The sequence below is a fragment of the Sphingobium agri genome (genome assembly GCF_023051225.1).
In the GTDB taxonomy this organism is placed as follows: domain Bacteria; phylum Pseudomonadota; class Alphaproteobacteria; order Sphingomonadales; family Sphingomonadaceae; genus Sphingobium; species Sphingobium agri.
Window position 1 is genome coordinate 1 of record NZ_JALKHS010000019.1, and the last position, 19,535, is coordinate 19,535.

General features: G+C 60.9%; 16 protein-coding genes. 7 read left to right on the forward strand and 9 right to left on the reverse strand.

The genetic code is table 11. The features are described 5' to 3' along the window. Nucleotides 1-1,411 (reverse strand): cation/acetate symporter ActP (actP, locus tag MU848_RS16850; RefSeq protein WP_247234381.1); only part of this gene is annotated, 1,411 nt, incomplete at its 3' end. Beyond that, nucleotides 1,408-1,728, reverse strand: a complete 321-nt coding sequence (locus MU848_RS16855) for a DUF485 domain-containing protein (protein WP_201516762.1) — start codon at nucleotides 1,726-1,728, stop codon at nucleotides 1,408-1,410. The genes actP and MU848_RS16855, both read right to left, overlap by 4 nt. Nucleotides 1,729-2,223: 495 nt before the next feature. Here MU848_RS16855 and MU848_RS16860 point away from each other — a divergent pair, with 495 nt between their 5' ends. Next, the gene (locus tag MU848_RS16860; protein WP_037463930.1) at nucleotides 2,224-2,544 is read left to right on the forward strand and encodes a hypothetical protein; all 321 of its coding nucleotides are present in this window, start codon (nucleotides 2,224-2,226) and stop codon (nucleotides 2,542-2,544) included. Between the two features lie 335 nt (nucleotides 2,545-2,879). Then, on the forward strand, nucleotides 2,880-3,770 hold the full coding sequence (locus MU848_RS16865; RefSeq protein ID WP_247234383.1) for an ankyrin repeat domain-containing protein: 891 nt from the start codon (nucleotides 2,880-2,882) through the stop codon (nucleotides 3,768-3,770). A gap of 466 nt (nucleotides 3,771-4,236) precedes the next feature. Here MU848_RS16865 and MU848_RS16870 read toward each other — a convergent pair whose 3' ends face one another. The 3 genes from MU848_RS16870 to MU848_RS16880 all read right to left on the reverse strand — a co-directional run bounded on the left by MU848_RS16870 (nucleotide 4,237) and on the right by MU848_RS16880 (nucleotide 7,690). Then, the gene (locus MU848_RS16870) at nucleotides 4,237-5,016 is read right to left on the reverse strand and encodes an SDR family NAD(P)-dependent oxidoreductase (RefSeq protein WP_247234385.1); all 780 of its coding nucleotides are present in this window, start codon (nucleotides 5,014-5,016) and stop codon (nucleotides 4,237-4,239) included. Between the two features lie 87 nt (nucleotides 5,017-5,103). Beyond that, the gene (locus MU848_RS16875; protein WP_247234387.1) at nucleotides 5,104-6,420 is read right to left on the reverse strand and encodes an NAD(P)/FAD-dependent oxidoreductase; all 1,317 of its coding nucleotides are present in this window, start codon (nucleotides 6,418-6,420) and stop codon (nucleotides 5,104-5,106) included. Nucleotides 6,421-6,445: 25 nt separating this feature from the next. After that, entirely contained in the window at nucleotides 6,446-7,690 is a 1,245-nt protein-coding gene (locus MU848_RS16880; RefSeq protein ID WP_247234389.1) for an MFS transporter, read from the reverse strand. A gap of 83 nt (nucleotides 7,691-7,773) precedes the next feature. Here MU848_RS16880 and MU848_RS16885 point away from each other — a divergent pair, with 83 nt between their 5' ends. Then, complete coding sequence (locus MU848_RS16885) at nucleotides 7,774-8,343, forward strand: TetR/AcrR family transcriptional regulator (RefSeq protein WP_247234391.1); 570 nt, start codon at nucleotides 7,774-7,776, stop codon at nucleotides 8,341-8,343. A 37-nt stretch (nucleotides 8,344-8,380) separates the two neighbouring features. On the opposite strand, the gene MU848_RS16890 is transcribed toward MU848_RS16885, so the two are convergent. Beyond that, entirely contained in the window at nucleotides 8,381-10,699 is a 2,319-nt protein-coding gene (locus MU848_RS16890; RefSeq protein ID WP_247234393.1) for a TonB-dependent receptor, read from the reverse strand. Between the two features lie 180 nt (nucleotides 10,700-10,879). Between MU848_RS16890 and MU848_RS16895 the strand changes: the two genes are divergently transcribed. Together MU848_RS16895 and MU848_RS16900 are read left to right on the forward strand one after the other, a co-directional pair. Beyond that, nucleotides 10,880-11,254 (forward strand): RidA family protein, encoded by a 375-nt coding sequence (locus tag MU848_RS16895; protein ID WP_097093752.1) that lies wholly within the window; start codon nucleotides 10,880-10,882, stop codon nucleotides 11,252-11,254. A gap of 48 nt (nucleotides 11,255-11,302) precedes the next feature. Further along, the gene (locus tag MU848_RS16900) at nucleotides 11,303-12,904 is read left to right on the forward strand and encodes a GMC family oxidoreductase (protein ID WP_247234394.1); all 1,602 of its coding nucleotides are present in this window, start codon (nucleotides 11,303-11,305) and stop codon (nucleotides 12,902-12,904) included. A 272-nt stretch (nucleotides 12,905-13,176) separates the two neighbouring features. On the opposite strand, the gene MU848_RS16905 is transcribed toward MU848_RS16900, so the two are convergent. Further along, on the reverse strand, nucleotides 13,177-13,809 hold the full coding sequence (locus MU848_RS16905; RefSeq protein WP_097093754.1) for a tyrosine-type recombinase/integrase: 633 nt from the start codon (nucleotides 13,807-13,809) through the stop codon (nucleotides 13,177-13,179). 130 nt (nucleotides 13,810-13,939) lie between these two features. On the opposite strand from MU848_RS16905, the gene MU848_RS16910 reads away from it, so the two are divergent. Next, entirely contained in the window at nucleotides 13,940-15,100 is a 1,161-nt protein-coding gene (locus tag MU848_RS16910; protein ID WP_247234396.1) for a hypothetical protein, read from the forward strand. 62 nt (nucleotides 15,101-15,162) lie between these two features. Then, complete coding sequence (locus tag MU848_RS16915; RefSeq protein WP_196225591.1) at nucleotides 15,163-17,085, forward strand: DUF4209 domain-containing protein; 1,923 nt, start codon at nucleotides 15,163-15,165, stop codon at nucleotides 17,083-17,085. Nucleotides 17,086-17,397: 312 nt separating this feature from the next. Here MU848_RS16915 and fixJ read toward each other — a convergent pair whose 3' ends face one another. Then, nucleotides 17,398-18,012 carry a response regulator FixJ gene (gene fixJ, locus MU848_RS16920; RefSeq protein WP_196225586.1) on the reverse strand — a complete coding sequence of 205 codons (615 nt, stop codon included), beginning with the start codon at nucleotides 18,010-18,012 and terminating at the stop codon, nucleotides 17,398-17,400. Then, nucleotides 17,999-19,531 carry a PAS domain-containing sensor histidine kinase gene (locus MU848_RS16925; protein ID WP_230463265.1) on the reverse strand — a complete coding sequence of 511 codons (1,533 nt, stop codon included), beginning with the start codon at nucleotides 19,529-19,531 and terminating at the stop codon, nucleotides 17,999-18,001. Before MU848_RS16925 ends, fixJ begins: the two co-directional genes overlap by 14 nt. Between the last annotated feature and the right edge of the window lie 4 nt (nucleotides 19,532-19,535).

A 19,535-nucleotide genomic window follows, 5' to 3' on the forward strand; every position in this document is an offset into this window, starting at 1 on the left:
AAAGCAGTGAGAGAATAAGCACCGGAAAATTCCCTGAAGCTGCTAGGGCGAAGGCCAGGCTGACCATGAAAGCGACATTTTGCTTTTCGAACACCAGGCCCAACAGCACCGCCAGTGCGCCAAGCGCCAGGGTGGTCAGACGTGACATGCGGAGTTCGTCTGCGGACGTAGCGTTGCCGTGTCTAAATACGGTGGCATAAAGATCATGGCTCACTGCCGAGGCTCCGGACAGCGTAAGCCCGGCCACGACAGCTAGGATAGTTGCGAAGGCGACCGCTGAAATGAAGCCAAGAAAGGCGTTGCCGCCGATTGCGTGCGCGAGATGGATGGCGGCCATATTGCCGCCGCCCCGCAGCGCTCCTTCTGCGTCTAGATAACTGGGCTCAGTCCCGACGAGCACGATCGCGCCGAAGCCGATGATAAAGGTGAGGATATAGAAATAGCCTATCCAGCCCGTAGCCCAGAGCACGGATTTGCGCGCTTCCTTGGCGTCAGGAACGGTGAAGAAGCGCATGAGAATGTGAGGCAGGCCCGCAGTACCCAACATCAGCGCCAGGCCAAATGAAATGGCGGAAACGGGATCCTTGATGAAGTTGCCCGGCGCCATGATCGAGCGGCCCTGCGCCGCAGCTTCAGCTCCGTCCACCCCCTTTGCTAGCGCGGCGCCTGCTTTCACCTCTACAGCGCGAGCAAAGAGGGCCTCAAATGAAAAGCCCATATGCGCCATGACCATGAACGCCATGAAGCTCGCCCCGCCGAGCAGCAGCACCGCCTTTATGATCTGGACCCACGTCGTGGCGCGCATACCCCCGAACAGCACGTAGAGCATCATGAGGGTTCCCACGATCAGCACAGCAACGGTATAGGGGAGACCGAACAGGAGCTTGATGAGCTGTCCGGCCCCGACCATCTGCGCAATCAGGTAGAAGCTGACAACCAGCAACGTGCTGATCGCGGCGAAACTGCGAACCGGCGCTTGGGCGAAGCGATAGGACGCCACATCAGCGAAGGTATATCGGCCCAGGTTCCGCAGCCGTTCCGCCATCAGGAAGAGCAGGATCGGCCAACCGACTAGGAAGCCTGTCGAGTAGATGAGGCCGTCATAGCCATCATTGAAAATCTGTGCCGAGATGCCGAGAAAAGAGGCGGCCGACATGTAGTCGCCAGCCATAGCCAAGCCGTTCTGAAAGCCCGTGATGCCACCGCCAGCCGTATAGAAATCCGACGCAGTGCGGGTTCTCGCGGCGGCGGCTTTGGTAATCCAAAGTGTCAGCCCGACGAAGGCCACGAACATGGCAATCGCCACCCAGTTGATCGGCTGACGCTGAGCTTCCCCCTCGAGCGCCGCAGCAAAACCTGGTGCCGACAGAAAGATCAATGAAAACGTGAGGGCAACCAACGCAGCCTTCATGCACCATGATCCTTCAGAATTTTCGCCATAGATGCGTCAAAATGGCGATTGGCGTAGACGACGTAGGTGGCAGTCAGAGCTACGGCGAGCAGGATAACGCCAAGGCCGACCGGAATACCAAGAGACGTAACGCCTCCCGCAATGGGCGTTCCCAGCAGCGCCTTGTCGAACGCGATCAGCATCAAATATCCTAGGAAGGTAAGGAAGATTATTGCCGACAGCCACCAGCTGAGCCGCGAACGACGTCTTACCAACATCACATAGCGGGTGTCGGCTGTTATAGCCGAAATCAGCGCCGCTTCCTCTCCATCGGTCATTCCCGCACCCCCCTTTGTTGCGTGACGATAGGGTTGAAGCATGGGATTGCAAGCCCGACACCCTCAAGCCGCTAAGATGACAATTTGCGCTCGCGAGCTGCGGACCGTCCGCTCTAGCCTTCGCCCGGACAAAAGCGTGTCCGAAAGTATAACCGCATCAAACCACAGAGGCGTATCTACAGTTTTCCTATTCCACATGCCGGAGAAGTCCAGCTATCTCGCATAATCAATGATCGACGGCGGAAAAACGCATCAACTAAGATCATTGATCTATTTTAGTGAATGGGTGATGTTTCATCGACGATGAGCTCGATCTCGAGAATTTTAGGAGAATGACATCCATGTGGGATCATGCTGTGCTTTTTACTTTCCCTTGACGCTTCACTTAGCTAAATCAGCCTTTTAGCAGCCTCGGCTGTTTGGGAGACTATTGGGGGATCTATGTGTTCACATGTTCGGGCCGTGGCCGTTGCTGCGGGTCTAGTCACAGTCGGGATGACCGCCGTGCCGGCTGAAGCTGGCACCGGATGCAATGGGGTGGTCAACATCTTCGTTTGGGGCTGCGCTCCGTGGGACAATAATAACGGTCCGCAATTCCCCTACCACCGTAAGAAGCAGATCGATCTGCGCGTGCCTGCAGGAGCCAAGGTTCACGTCAAAGACGGTTCGGCGGTTGTGGAATTTAACGGCCAAAAATACCCTGTTGTGGGTGGCGCAGGAGTCGTTTCCGCAGGCGGCGCCAATGTTGTCTCAGCAGGAGGAGCGAACGTCGTCTCCGCTGGCGGTGCGAACATGAAGGTCTGGGTGCAAAACTGAAGTTGCAGATCAGTTGGGCGGCGAAAATTTCCGCCGCCTTGGCTTTCGCCGGTGCCATCGCCTTATTAGCACCCCTCGCCTATGGAGTTGTGAGCATACGCTGCTGCGGGATCGACGGGGGAACCGAGATCGCCGGATGGGTGCTGATCGGTCTTCTCGTCCTCTTGGCAGCGACCGTTCTAGCGCTCTTGGTTGCAGCACTGAGCGAGTTCTGCGCCCGCGCCGTGCGACGGCGGCGCAGGAAATAGTCATGAGCGTGCGCACCCATAAGCTGCACCTCGGCGGTGGAGGCAATATAGAGGCAGTACATGCCACTTTTGGGGGAGTAGATAACTTTGTTCCGTAATATGCTGATAGGGTTAACTGCCCTCTTTATGTCTTCTGCCGCCATTGCAGGCGATCCCTTCGATGATGCACGCTATTATCTGGGAGTTAAGCAAAATGCTGAGGCTCTGAGGATTGTGGACAGCGGTCAGTTCGATGTGAATATGCAAACCGAGGAAGGCTTCAGTCTTCTTCACTATGCTGCGGATGCCGGGAACCTCGAAATGGTAAGGGCGCTCCTCGCTCGCGGTGCCGATCCAAGCCTAAAATCACGCTCGGGCAGCACGCCTTATCAGATGGCTCTGGGAACCATGGTTCAGGCTGAAATTCGCAAGGCCATGGTTAAAGCATCGACCGCAGCTGGATCAGCTGGCCAGACGGGTGGCGCTGCCGTCGGCCGCCCGCAGCCAACACAGCCTGCCGGAAACGGTATGTGCGCTATGGTTCGGTCGGAACAGGTGAATGACGGGCGGTCCCCTGCCATGCGCCCATTTCTGAAGGCCAAGGATGCGATCTGGTACAATCATCCCGACGAGCTGACCGGATTGATCGAAGACTGCGTCGGTGTTGACGATCAGGACCAATATGGGTGGACGCTGCTTCATCACGCCGCAGATCGGGATCGGGTTGCTTTGGCCAAGATCCTACTAGATCAAGGGGCCAAACGAACTATCCGCAACAAGGATGGCCAGACCGCGCCTCAACTCGCCACCTCACCCGAGATGAAGGCGCTGCTGGGAACTGCCACTGCGAAGCCTTCCACATCCAACCCGCCCGCAAGTCGAAAGGTGGAGTGTCAGCAGAAATATCAGGCCGACGCGGCTCTCTCCTCCGACACGACAGGAAAGATGCGCGCCATGCGACGGTGGCAACAGTGCCTAAACACCGGTCGTTACTGGTGAGAACTCTGTGCGCTGTAGGCGTGAGCTATTGATCGTCTTTAGCTTGCACGCGGTAGATAGCCCGCCTGTTTATTTCCCAGGGAAGGCAGACCCACGGTAGCGCACCTCAACATGATCCTAGCTTTCGAGCTGTGCCGCAGCCGAATTGCAGGGAGCGAGTCGTCGTCATCATGGGATCACTGCGAGAGGTGCCGCGGCATGAACCAATCGGCAAGCCAATGCCTAACCTCGCACCTTTGATTTTCGACCCTTCCTGGACGCTCAGGCGCCATTTTTCTGTCGCGAGGTCCAGTCGGTCTGCTTTTTCCTCTTAGGGACCAAGGCTGGCCGATTCCCGCCTATCGGCTTAGGAACAAGAGTTTCAGAACGGATGCCATGCCCCGGCAGATGACCCGGCCGTGCCGCGCCCTGCCTGGGTTAGACGACGCGCAAGTGGAAGTGCGCGCTACTCGCTCCCCCCCCCCGCTCAACGCTGGGAAGAGATATTTCCCCCGTCCACCACGATCTGAGCGGCGGTGATATAGCTCGCCTCGTCCGACAACAAGAAACGGACCACGCGCCCGATCTCCTCCGCCTCGCCCAGGCGGCCCAGGAGGATGCGCTTTTCAAAATGACCGGGTGCCAGCACATCGACGACCGGGCGGGTCATCGGCGTAATAATTTGCCCAGGCGAAAGCGAATTAATGCGGATGCCATCCTGCGCCAGCCTGTCCGCCAGAGAGCGGACCAGCGACAGCACGCCACCCTTCCCCGCCGTGTAGACAGGGTTGATCGCATTGCCGAGCGTCGCGTTGATCGATGCGGCCGCGACAATGGCTGACCCGGGCCGGCTTGCCAACTCAGGTAGGAACGCCTTTATGAGGAAGGGCAGCGCGCGGAGATGGACCGCGATACCGCAGTCCCAGCTTTCCTCAGTCAGGCCATCCAGTCCCTCTTGATCGACCACACCTGCGCAATGAACTAGCCCTCCGATGTTGGGCATTTGTGCCAGCGTTTCCGCGGCACAGTCGGTTATTGCCTTAAGATCGCGCACGTCGCAGCGCAGGCCCAGCGTCTCTACGTCGAATTGCGCCGCGATCTCCGCCGCCGCCTGTTCTGCACGCTCGGCATTCAGGTCCCACAGCACGACAGGGCGGCCGACCGCCGCCAGCGCCCGCGCCGATGCGAAGCCCAGGCCGGATGCTCCGCCGGTTATTACAACGCCCGTCGAGGGCGACCCCAATTTGGGACTAATATCAACCATCATATTCCGTATCCTTTCTGTTGACCGTATTTCAGCTGCCTTGGGCGCTTTGCGCCGTTGGCTGCGTCAGATAAGCGTGAGACTGATCGGCTAGAGGAAACCCCATCGTTGCGCCGTCCGCGCAGCCGGGATCAAAATGTGGCGAATCAGCACCTCATATTTGCGGCTGAAGGACACAGGCTCGGGTCGCTCGACCGGGAAGGGCAGGCTCGCCATGTCGTCGCGCGCCAGTCCGTCGGCAAGAATCTTGCCCATCAAGGGCGCCATGACATTGCCCCAGGCGTTGAAATACATCAGCCCGAAAATGCCTTTGCCAAGCTCGAACACGCCGGGGAACTGCGCCTTCCGCAAGGCAACCCGTCCCGTCCAATAATCCTCCATCTCGATTCTCATGCCGCGCGTTTCCGGCCAGATGCGATGCAGCCAGCGCAATTGTGACTGGAAATGCCATGACGCGTCATGGGCTCCGCCGACCCGCGGGATCGATGAAAGGATGAGGCGGCCATGGCGATCGCGGACCATCGGATTGAGATCGATCGGCGCCTGCGCAAAAGTGCCGCCACCAGGGAGAATATGGTCCAGCGCCCCGGCTGGCAGCGGCCTGGTGGTGAGGGCATAGGCGGTCAGCGGATAAAAGGCTTTCCGGAATGCGGGTTCGATCCCTGTCGGATAGGCATTGGTGCAGAACACAATGCGATCCGCCAGCACGCTGCCCGCCCGCGTGCGGATGCGCCAGCACTCACCTGCCCGCTCCAGCGCCAGCGCCTCGCTATCGCCATGAATACGCGCCCCGAGCCGGGCAGCCACTGCGACCATGCCATTGGTGAAGAGATAGGGATTGATACGGCCGCCATCTTCGAACAGCACGCCATAAGAATAGGCGGCCGATCCGGTACGGGCCTTCATGTCATCCCCTGACATGCGGACCAGCTTTTGCAGGCCATGGTCTTCCAGATAGGAAAATTCCCGCAGGAATCCTTTAAAGGCCCGCCGGGTCTTCATCCCGTTGATGTAGCCGGAGCGGACGGCATCGCAGTCGATCGCATAGCGGCCAGCCAGATCGAAGGGGATGGTGTGATGTTCGCGGAACAGCTTCAGAAATCGCCGCCCCTCGTCCGGAAAGCGACGGAACACACGCATGTCCCGCAGGATCGGGAGGACATGCCCGGCGTTGCGGCCCGATGCTCCCCAGCCGGGCTGGCGTGCCTCCAGCACGGTGACTGAAATACCCGCTTCTGCTAGATGCAGCGCGAGGGATGACCCCGCAAGGCCAGCGCCGATGACGGCGACATCGGTGGAAACCGCTTCCGTCAGCGCGGGCCAGTTGGGCGCGAGACCTTGCGGCTTGGTCCAGCCACTGGCGGATATCGGAATCTCGCCCCGTTCGAAGACGGCTTTGTTCTGCATCTACTCAATCTCCAGGGAAATTCTGTCAGTTCGCGCGCGCTGCCATGGCCGCCACGAACGGAGCACTGCGGCAGAAAAGCGAGGCGATGCTCGCCACCAGGGTCAGGGTGCCAAGGCAGAAGACCGGCAGGGCATAGCCCCCGCTTGCCTCATAGGCCCAGCCGACCGCGACCGGCGCCAGTGCGCCAACAAAGCCGTTAATGGTGAAGATGATCCCCAACATCGCGGGGTAGGCGCGCTGGCCGATCATCTCTGTCAGCAGCATGGATCCCGCCTGAGCTGGCAAACCGGCCATGCTGCCCCAGAGCATGATGAAAAGCGCGATCGCCGTCCGGCCCTGCCACAGAGGGTCGCCGCCGACCCCCAGCAAGGCTAGCGTACCCCCTGCCTGCAAGGCGAGGATGACGGGCAGGAGGATGCGGGCGCTGATCCGGTCGGAGGTCAGTCCGCCGATCAGGAGTCCCGGTAGGCTCATGAAATTGGCGACGCTGTAGACGGTGACCGCGTCCGCCTGATCGAAGCCGCTGTGCCGAAGATAGGCGATCAGGTTGAAAAGAACGGCATTCAAGGACAATTGGCTGATCGTGAGGACGATGGCCAGCAACCAGTAGCCTGGCTTCCTCAGAGCTTGTTCTCTTGTCAGACCGAGGTTCTCCGCACCATCTCCGTCGGAGGCGCCGCATCGGCTGCACGGAAGTACATACACCAGCCCTGCACATATCACGCCCGCCGCCGCGCCGATGGTCCAGAATGTCTCGCGCCAGCCCAATGCCGCGATCAGCCGCCCGCTGATCATCGGCATGGTCGCACTGGCAAGCGCGCAACCGCCGATGAAGAGCGCAATGGCCAGCCCCCTGTGCCGGTGGAAGCTCTGCGCGATGACCGCGATGCCCGGCACGATCGTGGCCATGCCGACACCAAGGCCCGCCAGCGCCATCGCCGCCATGAAGAACGTTAAAGTCCCGGTGAAGCCTGCCGCGACCCAGCCGCAAACCGCCATGCCAACACCAAAGGCAAACAGCCGCCGGATGCCGACTGCCCGCATCGCCCGGCCAACGAACAGATTGCCCGCGCTCATGCCGAGCAGCAGCGCTACCGGCCCCGCGCCCATTTCGGCTTCATCCCAGCGGAAAAGGGGCTGCATCACAGACATATAGACGGTGAGCGACGTCAGCATGCCGCCAATCAGGAGGAAGCCGATGACGGACAGAACCACCATCACCCCCCACGGATCCGAGCCAAGGGGGACACTGCCTTTGCCGTACTTCACCATGTATTTCCTTCATTCCGATTGCCTGTGGCATCGGGCGATTTGCTCTTGAGTCTGTTGGCCGCGGCTCGATAAGAGGGCGCATGACACGCGGCAGCATTCGCCCTGGTGGGCGCACGGAAAGGGTCAGGCAGACGGTTGCCGCCACCGTCTTGCAGTTCATCAAGAACGGCGAGACCGAGTTCACGATGCAGGACGTCGCGGAGCATGCGGGCATTGCGCGCTCGACCCTTTACGCCCGCTGGGCCACGCGCGAAGCGTTGATCGTCGAAGCGCTGACGGCGCATAATGCGACGTTTCGGGTGAAACCGCGTGCCGACTGGCGCGAGCATCTGCAGGTCATTGCCATCGCCTTTCGCGACTTTTCGGCGCGGCCCGACGAAATCGCCATCAACGGCTTGGTCGCCCATCTTGGCTCCGGCTTCGTGAATGAGGAAACGCTGCGCCAGTGGCGCGCGATCGCCGAAGAGATGGTCGGCCCACTCGATGTCGCCAAGCAAGAGGGCAAGATCCGTGCGGAAGTGAACACGCTGATGGTGATCACGACCCTGTTCACTTCGATCGCGGGCCTGATCGTGATCGCCAAGGACCAGCCGTCCGATGCCTATGTGCGCCAACTTGTCGACCTGCTCATTGCCGGTTGCGAAGCATGAGGGGCCGCGATGAGCGCCGCCCCGTCCCGGTAGAGCGTCAATAGCTGAGCTTTGCGTCCACGCCGAAAGTCCGCTTCTTCTTGAAGGAGGCGCTGCCATAGCCAAGACTGCCGAAGTCGATGCCGAAATCGATATTGCGGTCGTTGGTCAGATTGTCGCCCCAGAAGCCCAGGTCCAGCCTGCCACCGCCGACCGCAATATCGCTCAGCGAGATACGGGCGCGCAGATTATGGTCCGGGCGTGATCGGATATCGCGATTGAAGGGATTGATCCGGTCCAGCGTGAACCAGTAGACGGTGCTGCGATAGGAATAGTCGGCACGCAGCGACAAGGTGCCGATGCCGAATTCGTGGTCATATTGCGCGCCAACATGGGTGTTTAACTTGGCGGTCTGTGACATGCGTGCTTCGGAGGCGACGTTGATCACCGCGTCGGTGATGGGATCGCGGTAGAGATAGCTCTTATATTTGGGTGAGGTATAGCCAACCGAACCATCGATCGTCAGGCCAGGGACAGGGACGGCGGTGAGTTCGGCTTCCACCCCGCGATAGGCGACGCGACCTGCATTGGCGATGGTCGATGTTGCCCCGCCGGTACCCGCCAGAAATTGCGGGATCTGCAGATTTTTATAATCCACATAGAAGGCCGACAGATTGGTGCGCAGGCGGCGATCAAACCATTCGGCCTTCACGCCGGCTTCATACGATATGGCCTTTTCCGGCGCGAAGATGTTGATCTCCGAAGCGGACGGATTGATGCCGCCCGCGCGGTAGCCGCTCGATACGCGGGCATAGGTCATCAAGTCCTGACGCAGCTTGTAATTGGCGGAGATCAGCCAAGAGAAGTTATTATAGGATACCAGACCGTCGAGGTTGGGCTGCACATCACCGGCAAGCGTCAGCCATTTCCTGTCCTTTGTATAACGAGCGCCGCCGGTCAGTTCCAGATCGCTGCTTGGCGAATAGCTGAGCTGGCCGAAAACGGCATACGAACGTGCCTTGCCATGAAATGCCTGGAGTGGCGAAAGATTTACACCCGCATCGCCCCCGGGAAGCACGAAGGTCAACTGTTGATAATTGGCTTCGGATGACTTTTCATGAAAATAGAAGGCGCCGCCGACATATTTGAACGCCCCGGCTTCGCCCAGCAACTGCACTTCCTGAGAAAACTGACGCTGACGCTGCGTAGTGTAGCCGTCATAGGGCGTCACCGGCTGGACTCCGGTGGGCAGGACGGTGCCGTCGACGAACAGCAGCGGGCTCAAGGTGAAGCCAAGCAACTGTCCGTTGCCCGACAGGCCGTTGGCGCCATCCTGGCGATAGGCGCGATAGGCCGTGATCGATTTGATCGCGAGGGCGGGCATAAGCTGATGATTGAGCGTCAGGGCATGGCCGTAGACCCGCGCCTTGACGCTGAAGGTTGGGTTACCATTGAGGTCCATGGCCGGTTGGTGTTCACCCCGGCGCAGTCCTTCTGGCCCGATCTGAAATGCTGAACCGCCGAGAGCTTGGGAACTTCCATAATAGGTACGAACATCATCTGTTGCATTGATGACCTGGAAGAAGGTCGGGGCGCCTTCACGGACATTATAATCGAAACCGTAATTGACGGTTAGCTTGCCGAAATCACCCTGGACAGCAGCGGTGACGGCATCGCTGTTGAGGGCGCCGGGGTCCTTGCTCGACGGAGCCAGGCTATTGTCGAAATAGCCGTTTTTCTGCCGATGCATGTAGGAGACCGTAGCTTTGATCGGCATGTTGCCGATCAGGCCGGTGTCGAACCGCGCGCGGGCGAACCAGTCGTCGAACGTGCCATAACCCGCTTTCCCCTCAAAGCCCGGATCGTCGGTGGGCTTGCGGCTGACGAGCTGGATCGCGCCGCCCACACTGTTGCGTCCGAACAGCGTGCCCTGGGGGCCGCGCAGCACTTCGATGCGCTCCAGATCGACCAAGTCAAAGATCGCCCCGGCCGATCGCGCGATATAGACGCCGTCGAGGTAGATGCCGACGCCCTGTTCCGACACTGCACTGGGCGACGCGTTGCCGATGCCGCGAATGAATACCGACGCGGCGGTGATCGACGCGGGCTGCGCGCTGATGCCAAGATTCGGGGTGAATTGCGCCGTCGCCACCACATCGCGGATATTAAGCTTGTCTAGCATTTCGCCGGTCAGGGCGGTCACGGCCACCGGTGTTTCCTGAAGATTTTCGCGCGTCCGCCGCGCAGTCACGACAATGGTGCCGAGCTGAGCATCGGCCTGGAGCACCGGCTTTTCCGCCGCCCCAGCCGTATCGCAAATCGCGCTCAACGCCGCGCCAGAAAGCAACAAATTGCGCGATAAACGCCGTAACATCATGACATTCCCCTCTCTTTGCGTAGCCGGTTCGGCTTATCACTCCTGATTCTTTGCATGCTGACACAGAGTTTCTGCACAAACACGACATTGTGTAGTGTTTGTGCCCGAGCTATACGATCGCGCTGCCGTCGCTGATCGCGCCCGGCGCCCGCAGGTCACGGAAAAAAGGAGAGGGAAGACATGTCCGATACCGATGCCGCCGCCAGCTATGGCTATTGCGAGGCTCGCATCGCTGGCCGCATCCTATTTTGCTCAGGCCAGATCGGCATAGAGGTCGACGGCAGCGTGCCGCCCGACCCGTCCCGCCAGTATGAGCTGGCCTTCACCGCGCTGGGGGAGGTTCTGCGCCGCCATGGATGCGGTGCTGGCGATATCGTGGATCTCACCTCTTTCCATGTCGGCTATCCCGCGCACATGGACGGTTTCATAGCCGCGAAGTCCGCGTTCATGCAGGGCGAGAACACCTGCTGGACTGCGATCGGCGTCAGCGCGCTGGGCCATCCCGGCTCGATCGTCGAGATCAAGGCCGTCGCCCTGCTGCCACACGCCTTATAGCGCCCACTTTCCCCCGCATTTCCATTCCTCTCCTCTTGGAGCGACCACATGCAATCAGGCACGGAATTTGACTATATTATCGTGGGCGCGGGATCGGCGGGATGCGTTCTTGCCAACCGGCTTTCCGCCGATCCGCACGTTCGGGTCCTCCTCCTCGAAGCGGGCGGGCGCGATCGCAACCCCCTGATCCATATTCCAGCCGGTTTCTTCCCGATGCTGCAAGGTGGGATGGCAAGCTGGCACTATCAGACCACGCCCCAGCGGTATCTCGACAATCGCATTTTGGCTGATGCGCGGGGCAAGGTGCTCGGCGGCAGCAGTTCCATCAACGGCATGTGCTATAGCCGTGGCAGTCCCGAGATTTTCGACCATTGGGCGAGCCTCGGCAACAGCGGCTGGTCCTATGAAGAGGTGCTCCCCTATTTCACGCGCGCCGAGTGCAGTGCCCATGGCGAAGACCATTTCCATGGCGGCAGCGGCCCCTTACCGGTGACGCGCGCGGAGATCCGCAACTCCGGCCAGCGGGCGTGGATCGAAGCCGCGCAGCAGGCTGGCTATCCCTATAGCGACGATCATAATGGCGCGGCGCCAGAAGGATTTGGGCCCTCTGAACATACCATCCGCAACGGCCGTCGGATGAGCACCGCCGTTGCCTATCTGCATCCGGTGGGGGGGCGGCGAAACCTCACCGTCTGCACAAGAGCGCATGTTACCCGCCTGCTCTTGAGCGGCCAGCGCGCTGTCGGCGTCGAATATCGACAGGGCGGGGAGACCCGCCAGGTCCACGCCGCCCGCGAAGTGATCGTGAGCGGGGGCACATTCCAGTCCGCCCAGTTGCTGATGCTGTCCGGCATTGGCGAAGGCGATCATCTGAAATCGCTTGGGATCAACACCGTCATCGACCTCAAGGGCGTCGGCCAGAATCTCCATGACCATATCGGCACGCAGGTCCAGATCGGCTGTCCTGAGCCCGTCTCCGATTATAAATTCGCGACCAGTCCGGTGCGTATGGCGGCGGCAGCCTTGCGCTACATGGTTACGCGCGGCGGCCCGCTGGCGAGCAGCGGCACCGATGCGGTTGCCTATCTGCGCTCGGGCGCGCCGGGGCATGATGAACTCGACCTCAAATATTATTTCCTGCCGATGCTGCTGGGCGCGGGCGGCAGGCCGGTGCGCGAGCATGGCTTCACCAAGCTGGTGATCCTCACCCGGCCGGAAAGCCGGGGCGAATTGAAACTGCGCTCCGCGGATCCCACGGACCAGCCGCTCATAAATGCTAATTATCTTGCAGAGGAACGGGATCGGGATGCACTGCGCCGGGGCATCCGGATCGCGCGCGAGATTTTGGCGCAGCCCGCCTATGCCCGTTTTCGGGGACAGGAATATGCGCCCGGCGATGCCTGCGTGAGCGACGCTGATCTGGACGCTTTTTTCCGCAGCACCTGCAACGTCAATTATGAAGCGGTCGGAACCTGCCGCATGGGGCAAGATGCGCTTGCTGTCGTGGATGCGCGGCTGCAGGTACATGGGATGGAGGGGCTGCGGGTCGTCGATGGATCGGTCATGCCGCGCATCACCACTGGCGATCCCAACGCGACGATCATCATGATCGCGGAAAAGGCCGCCGACATGATCCTGGCCGGGGATTGAGGACGAAGGGAGAGATTATATGCATCGTCGGCGCAGGTAGAATACTTCACACAGGTCGAATGCCATTCAACTGAGCGTGTCGTTTTCTCTTGCGCATGACCAAGGCGAGGGGCGTCGTTCGAGATGCAGGTGGCCCTGCGAACTGACAAGCACGCGTGACTCGTAACGTCCGCTTTCAGGAACGGGCATTTTCTCCTTGAAGGGTCAGAAGGGGCGCAGAGCCGACGCGATATAGGTCCTGGCTCCTCGCGAGGGCAAGGAGCCAGGCAATCTCAGATTTCTGTGCCCTCTGCCAACGTGAGGGCGTCCTCGACATCCACACCCAGGTATCTCACTGTGCTTTCAATCTTCGTGTGCCCGAGCAGGATCTGGACGGCCCGGAGATTTCCGGTCGCCTTGTAGATGATCGATGCCTTGGTCCGCCGCAGGGAGTGGGTGCCATAATCCTCACTGGGTAAGCCAATTCCTTTGACCCACTCATCGACAAGGCGGGCATATTGCCGTGTGCTGATGTGGGCCGCGTGGTCGGTGCGGCTGGGGAAGGCGTAGTCCTCCAGGGATCCACCCCGGAGTTCGAGCCACTTGAGGAGGCTGGCGCGAGCATCGTCCATCAGCTCAAACTGAACTGGCCTTCCGGTCTTTTGCTGAACCACGGTGGCTCGCGTTCGAATTTTCCTATCACAAACTATGTCGCTGATTCTGATCTTCACTAGGTCGCAGCCGCGCAGCTTGCTATCGATGGCGAGATCAAAGAGGGCCCGATCCCGAATGCGTCCATGCTGGTCGAGGAAGAAACGGACGGCCCAGATCTGACGGGGTTTGAGCGCGCGCTTCGCCCCCACCTTGCGTCCGGCGTTCCAAGATACTCGCTCGCGAGCGGCGGGATCAAATTCTGACAATCCCATGACACGTCTCCTAAGGCCATGATGGCCACAGGTAGAACGCTTCAGAGTAGGCCGACCCTTCGCGGTCGTTCACCAATAGATTTTCCATCCCCAACAACGGACAGTCCGCTAACCACATCGGGCACGGCAGATGCCGGTATACGAGTGGATCACCGTCTATCTCGCTGAGATGTCGGCCCGGGCGTCGGGCCGGACAAACATCTCCGAGGAGCAGAGGGTCAGGGCCCGCCAGAGCCTGGATGCCGCTCTTGAGTGCGACGGCACGACGTTCGGGGAGGTATGCGACCGGCTGGCGGACCACCTTCCGGGCATCGCCAGCTACCACCGCGATCCCGACGGCGGCATCTACGAGGAAGTGCACCAGGTGGAGATGGACCGGGCGATTGGCGCGCGCCGCCTGTCCAGCCCGGATCACTACCGGCTGTATTTCGCCTTCGCGCAGCCGACTAACGCCCCGCGGTCCAGCGACTTCAACGACCTTGCGACCGCGATTGCTGCATCGGCGGAACAAGCCGCAGACCTGCTGCGGAAGTGGCAGGGTCAGCGCCTGACGAGCGGCGTGACGCGCGCCGAGGTCATGCTGGACCGGCTGGCTGCCAGGGTCCTGGCGGCTCCGACGGCGCCGGAGGCCGAGCATCTGCTCCTGGCCTACGCCAACGTGATGGACGAGCTGGCGGGAGGGAGCGTGAACGACTTCGGCGGTCCGGACGTATGGCGCAGGGCTATGCGTTCGCTACCGACACTGCTTGATACGCTAGGCGACGCTCGCGAGGCCGGCATCCGGCGCATGTTCGCTGAGGGCCAGGCTGTTTCATGGCTGACGTCGCTCTTTCGGCACGAGACGTTCGCGCACGGCCGCCACGGCGATAGGCCGGATTCCGACCGACTGCTGGCATCGGACGAGCTCGATCTAGTGACCGAGGTGATGCTCGGCCGATACAGGCGCATGTCGTTCGATGACATTAAGGCCCAGCTCCAGCCGCTGAGCATGCTCTTCGCTTGGCAGCAGGGCGGCGACGAGGACGGCCCTCGCAACCTTCTCGCCTCCGAGGTCGATACGGACGAGGGGCTGGTGGGTACGCTGCAGCACCTCTGCGGCCGGGTCCGCACCGCGACGGCAACCGCTGAGCGCGAGATCGCAACGCTGAGCCGGTCGAACATCGCTTCGCTGGTCGACTACGAGTCGGCGCGCGAGCGCATCACCCAGCTGGCCGAGACTGCGCAGGACCCGGTGTTTCGGGAGAAGGCCCGCATCCTGCTCGAGAGCTTCCGCGACGGCGATCGCTTCTAGTCTGCCTCGTCAAACTGCCAGCGGCATGCGCCGATCATTCGAAAGAAATTGAAAGGCTTCAGATGAGCGACGACCCGATGGACTCTACCGATGATAATGACGGCGACCCGGTGGTAGACAATGTCAACGGAGGACAACCGCTTTACGATCCGGTCTCGCGCGAGGATTTCGCCGCGGTCGACCTCGACACGCTCACGGCCGACCTGCGGCGGCTCGATCGTCATTCGTTGGTCGATCTCTTCTGGGGTAAAATCAAGGACACCCAAGATACCGGCGACGCAGTCGCCGAGCGCGTCTATCGCCTCGTCTCGTCCCTCATTGGCCTGCACCTGCGGGTCGAGGCCGAGGGCGATCCGTTCGGCCTCCAGTGGCAGAGTGAGACCCGCCGGACAGCCCTGCCGCATGATTTCCGCGGCGATCAGAGCGAGGTGCTGGCCGATCTTGCACCCACGATCGGCCATCCGACCTTGCGCGCCCGCTTCGCCGATGTTGCCTATGAGACCGGCGTTCGCCGGGCCGGGCGGACTGCGATCGAGGCCTATTGCGAGGTAGCGCGCCGTTTCGCCGATGGCAGCGCCGAACTGCAGTTTCCCGAAATGGAAACGCGCGCGATGGACTGCGTGAAGCCGCTCGAGCGCTGCTTCATGATCAATGCGCGCATCGCCAAGCGTGGCACGCTAGTCGAGCCTTTGCCCGAGACCGTCCGTTTTGCCTTCGCCCACGCCCTCGATGCACGGGCCTATTTTCCGCTAACTCAGATCGGCCGACGCGTGCTCCAAGCTAGGCTGATACCAGCGGACGAGGTGGCGGCCGCCGCTGCCGATCTTGCCGCCAGCGCGTTGCCAAACGACTATTGCTTGGCGGTCAAGGAATGCTGGCAGCTCGCCGCCGATGCCTATGATCGCGCTGGTGACGCGGAGGCGAGCCGCGAGGCCTCGATCAAGGCGATCGAGCAGACCTTTGCCATGGTGGACTCGGTGTCTCAGAGCTCGGCCAAGGCCCATTGGGTGAAAGAGACGCTTCGCGAGTTCCGCGCCTTGGGCGGCGTTCCCGAGCGCGTCACCGAAATGCGCCGGCGGCTTCGCGAATTGCAGGACATGTCGCTTGACGAGTTCGGCAGCTTCGCCGTGCCGCTCGATGGCATCGATGAGTTGCGAGTGAAGACCTTCGACGAGTTCAAGGCGCTCAGCCTCTCAGACGCCATGCGCGCGATGGTGGGCTTTTCGATTCCCGACGATGTCGAGGAGCTGAAGGCCGCAGTGCTCAAGCAGAGCCGGGAATTTCCGCTCTCCAACATGTTCGGCGCGAGCTATGCCGACCATGAGGGACGCGAAGTGGCGCGAGGACCGTCGCTCGATTCTCAAGAGGAACCGAGCGAAGCCTGGTACAAAGAACATGGTATTCGCCATCTTGGTATCACGCGGAGATACCGCGTTCATGGCAATATTGAACCCGCCCGCCAAGCCGTCCTCGAGCGCTACTCGGTGAACGAGCAGCATCTGTTGCCGATCGTTCAGCTGAGCAGCTTCATTCCCGCTGGCCATCATCACATCTTCTCGATCGGCTTCGCGCGGCTCTGGCAGGGCGACTATGCGACTGCCACCCATCTGCTGATCCCGCAGATCGAGAATTCATTACGACATATCCTCCAGATGGCGGGGCGCGATGCGTCAAAGATAGAAGAAGATGGCATCGAGGGCGACAGGCCACTCAATGTGCTACTGACCTTCTATCGCGCTGACCTCGAGGCCATTCTCGACAAGAACATCGTGTGGCAAATCGACAGTCTGCTCAATTTCCGCCCCGGGCCGGCACTGCGTAATGAGCTCGCCCACGGCAAGCTCACCTGGAGTGAATTCTACGCCGATGAGGCGATTATCGCTTGCTGGATGGTCTACATGCTGACCCTGGCGCCGATCCTGCGCTATTGGGACGGCCATGTCGCACCCGCGCTTGAGGCCATGACATCGAGCGGAGAAATTTAGGGTATACAATCGATACTCACGACAAAGTGATCGTTGCCAGCGGAAGCCAGCTATTCTGGTAACAACTAACATCACCCGTTAGCCAGCACGGCTGCTATCCGACCAGCATCGCTCCGAAGCCGACAGTCGCGAATGTCCCAGGCTTGGTCAGCACGATAAGGCGCTCGTACTTCGGCTTTCGGAGGAAGCGCAAGACTGCTTGAACGGAAAAGTGTGGACGCTAGGAGAATGTCTGGTCAGGGACAAGCAGGATGATGCCGTTCGGACGCCATCGCCTTTCCGTCTCTATTTCCTTTCCAGCGACTCAACTTTCTAGCCCAATCTTGCCAGCGTCACCATGCGGACGAGTTCCGAAAGGGTCTTGACCTGCATCTTCATCATCACATTCGCTCGATAAACCTCGACCGTCCTGGCGCTGATCTCCAGGTCAAAGGCGATCGCCTTGTTGGCGTGTCCCGCAACCAGGCCGTCCATCACCTCCAGCTCGCGAGGGCTAAGGCTTGCAATGCGGTCGAGTATCGACCGCTTCTCCACCTGCGCTTGTTCGTCCCCGGCCTGCCGGGCAAGCGCCTTGCGGATCGACGACAGCATCACTTCATCATCGAAAGGCTTTTCTATGAAGTCCGCCACCCCTGCGTGCATCGCCTGTATGGCGAGCGGCACATCGGCATGGCCGGTGATGACGATGACCGGCACATTTGCACCACGCCGCCTCAGTTCCTCCACCAGTTCAATGCCGTTGCGGCCTGGCATCCGGACGTCCGTGACGATGCAGGCGCCCGACAGCGGCGGGGACGAGGCGAGGAAGGTGTCGGCAGAAGCAAAGGAGCGCACCCGTATCCCCGCGCAGTCGAGCAGGAACTCCAGCGAAAGACGCGCGCCGTCATCATCGTCGATGACGTAAACGATCGCTTCACTCACCGTCATACAGATCCTCCTCACTCACGCGTGGCAGGGTGACGCAAAACAACGCGCCGCCGCCCTCCCGCGGTTCCGCCCAGATCCGCCCGCCATGCGCCTCGACAATGGTGCGCGAAATGGAAAGGCCGACGCCCATGCCGGTTCGCTTGGTCGTGATGAACGGTTGAAACAGGCGATCGGCAACTTCGGGATCAATCCCAAGGCCTGTGTCTGCCACGGTAACCTGCGCCATATTATCGCCCGCTGGCTCAATCCCGATCAGCAATTCGCGACGGGGCAGCGCGACATCGGTCATTGCGTCGACGGCGTTGCGGATGAGGTTCAGCACCACCTGCTGGATCTGGACCTTGTCCGCCAGAACCAGATCAATCTCGGGACTGAACTCATACTGCACCCGGATCTCATGTTCCTTGGCGCCCACCAGTGCCAGGGCACTGGCTTCCTCGACCATCTTGGCCAGGCTTTCGACCGACCGCTCCGTTTCCCCGCGCGCGACAAAGTCCCGCAGGCGGCGGATGATGTCGCCCGCCCGCAGCGCTTCCGCCCCTGCCCGTTCCAGCGCTTCACCCACGCGGTCCAGCGGCACCTCTTCGCGCGCCAGCAGCATGCGGCTGCCTTTAAGATAATTGGCAATCGCCGATAGAGGCTGGTTCAACTCATGCGCCAATGCGGACGCCATTTCGCCGAGCGCCGTTAGCCGCGACACATGAACCAGTTCGTTCTGCAATTCCTGAAGCCGGGCCTCAGCCTGCTGCCGTTCGGTAAGATCGCGGATGAAGCCGGTGAAATGCCGTTTGCCGCCGACGCGCATCTCTCCGACGGCCAGTTCCAGGGGAAAGGTCGATCCGTCCTTGCGCTGACCCACCACCACCCGGCCCTTGCCGATGATCCGCTTCTCCCCAGTTGTGTAATAGCGGGTCAGATAGTCATCATGCGCCGATCGATATGGATCGGGCATCAACATGCTGACATTGCGTCCGCGTACGTCCTCCATGCTCCAACCGAACATCCGCTCCGCTGCCGGGCTGAAGTCCCGTATTAATCCCCCCTCGTCGATCACGATGATGGCGTCAGGCACGGTGTCGAGCAACGAGCGCAGATGCGCCTCCCGCCTCGCCAGCGCCGCCGTGCCGCGTTCCGCCTCTGCCCGCGCTCGCTGGAACCATTCGCCGCCAAGCGCAACCGCAAGGCCGATCACCACGAACGCCGCCGCCGCGATGAGGCTTCCGACTTCCAGAGGACCTATCGCCCTATCGCAAAGTAGCCCTGATGCGGCTCCCGCTATGCAAGCGATGACCCCGCCGCGCAGACCTGACAAGGCGCTTGCCACCACCACCGCCGGAACGAAGAAGATATAGGTGGCGCGCTGGCCAAGCTCTGCGGCGAAGGCGATGCGCACCCCCGCGCCAATCGCCACAGCGATGGCGGCAAGCGCCAGCGTCACCAGAATTGGCGGCGCGAGCAGGCTCATGTGCCGAAATGACACTGCCGCTTTGTTCACATTCTCCTCATCGGATCGGCGCATTCTC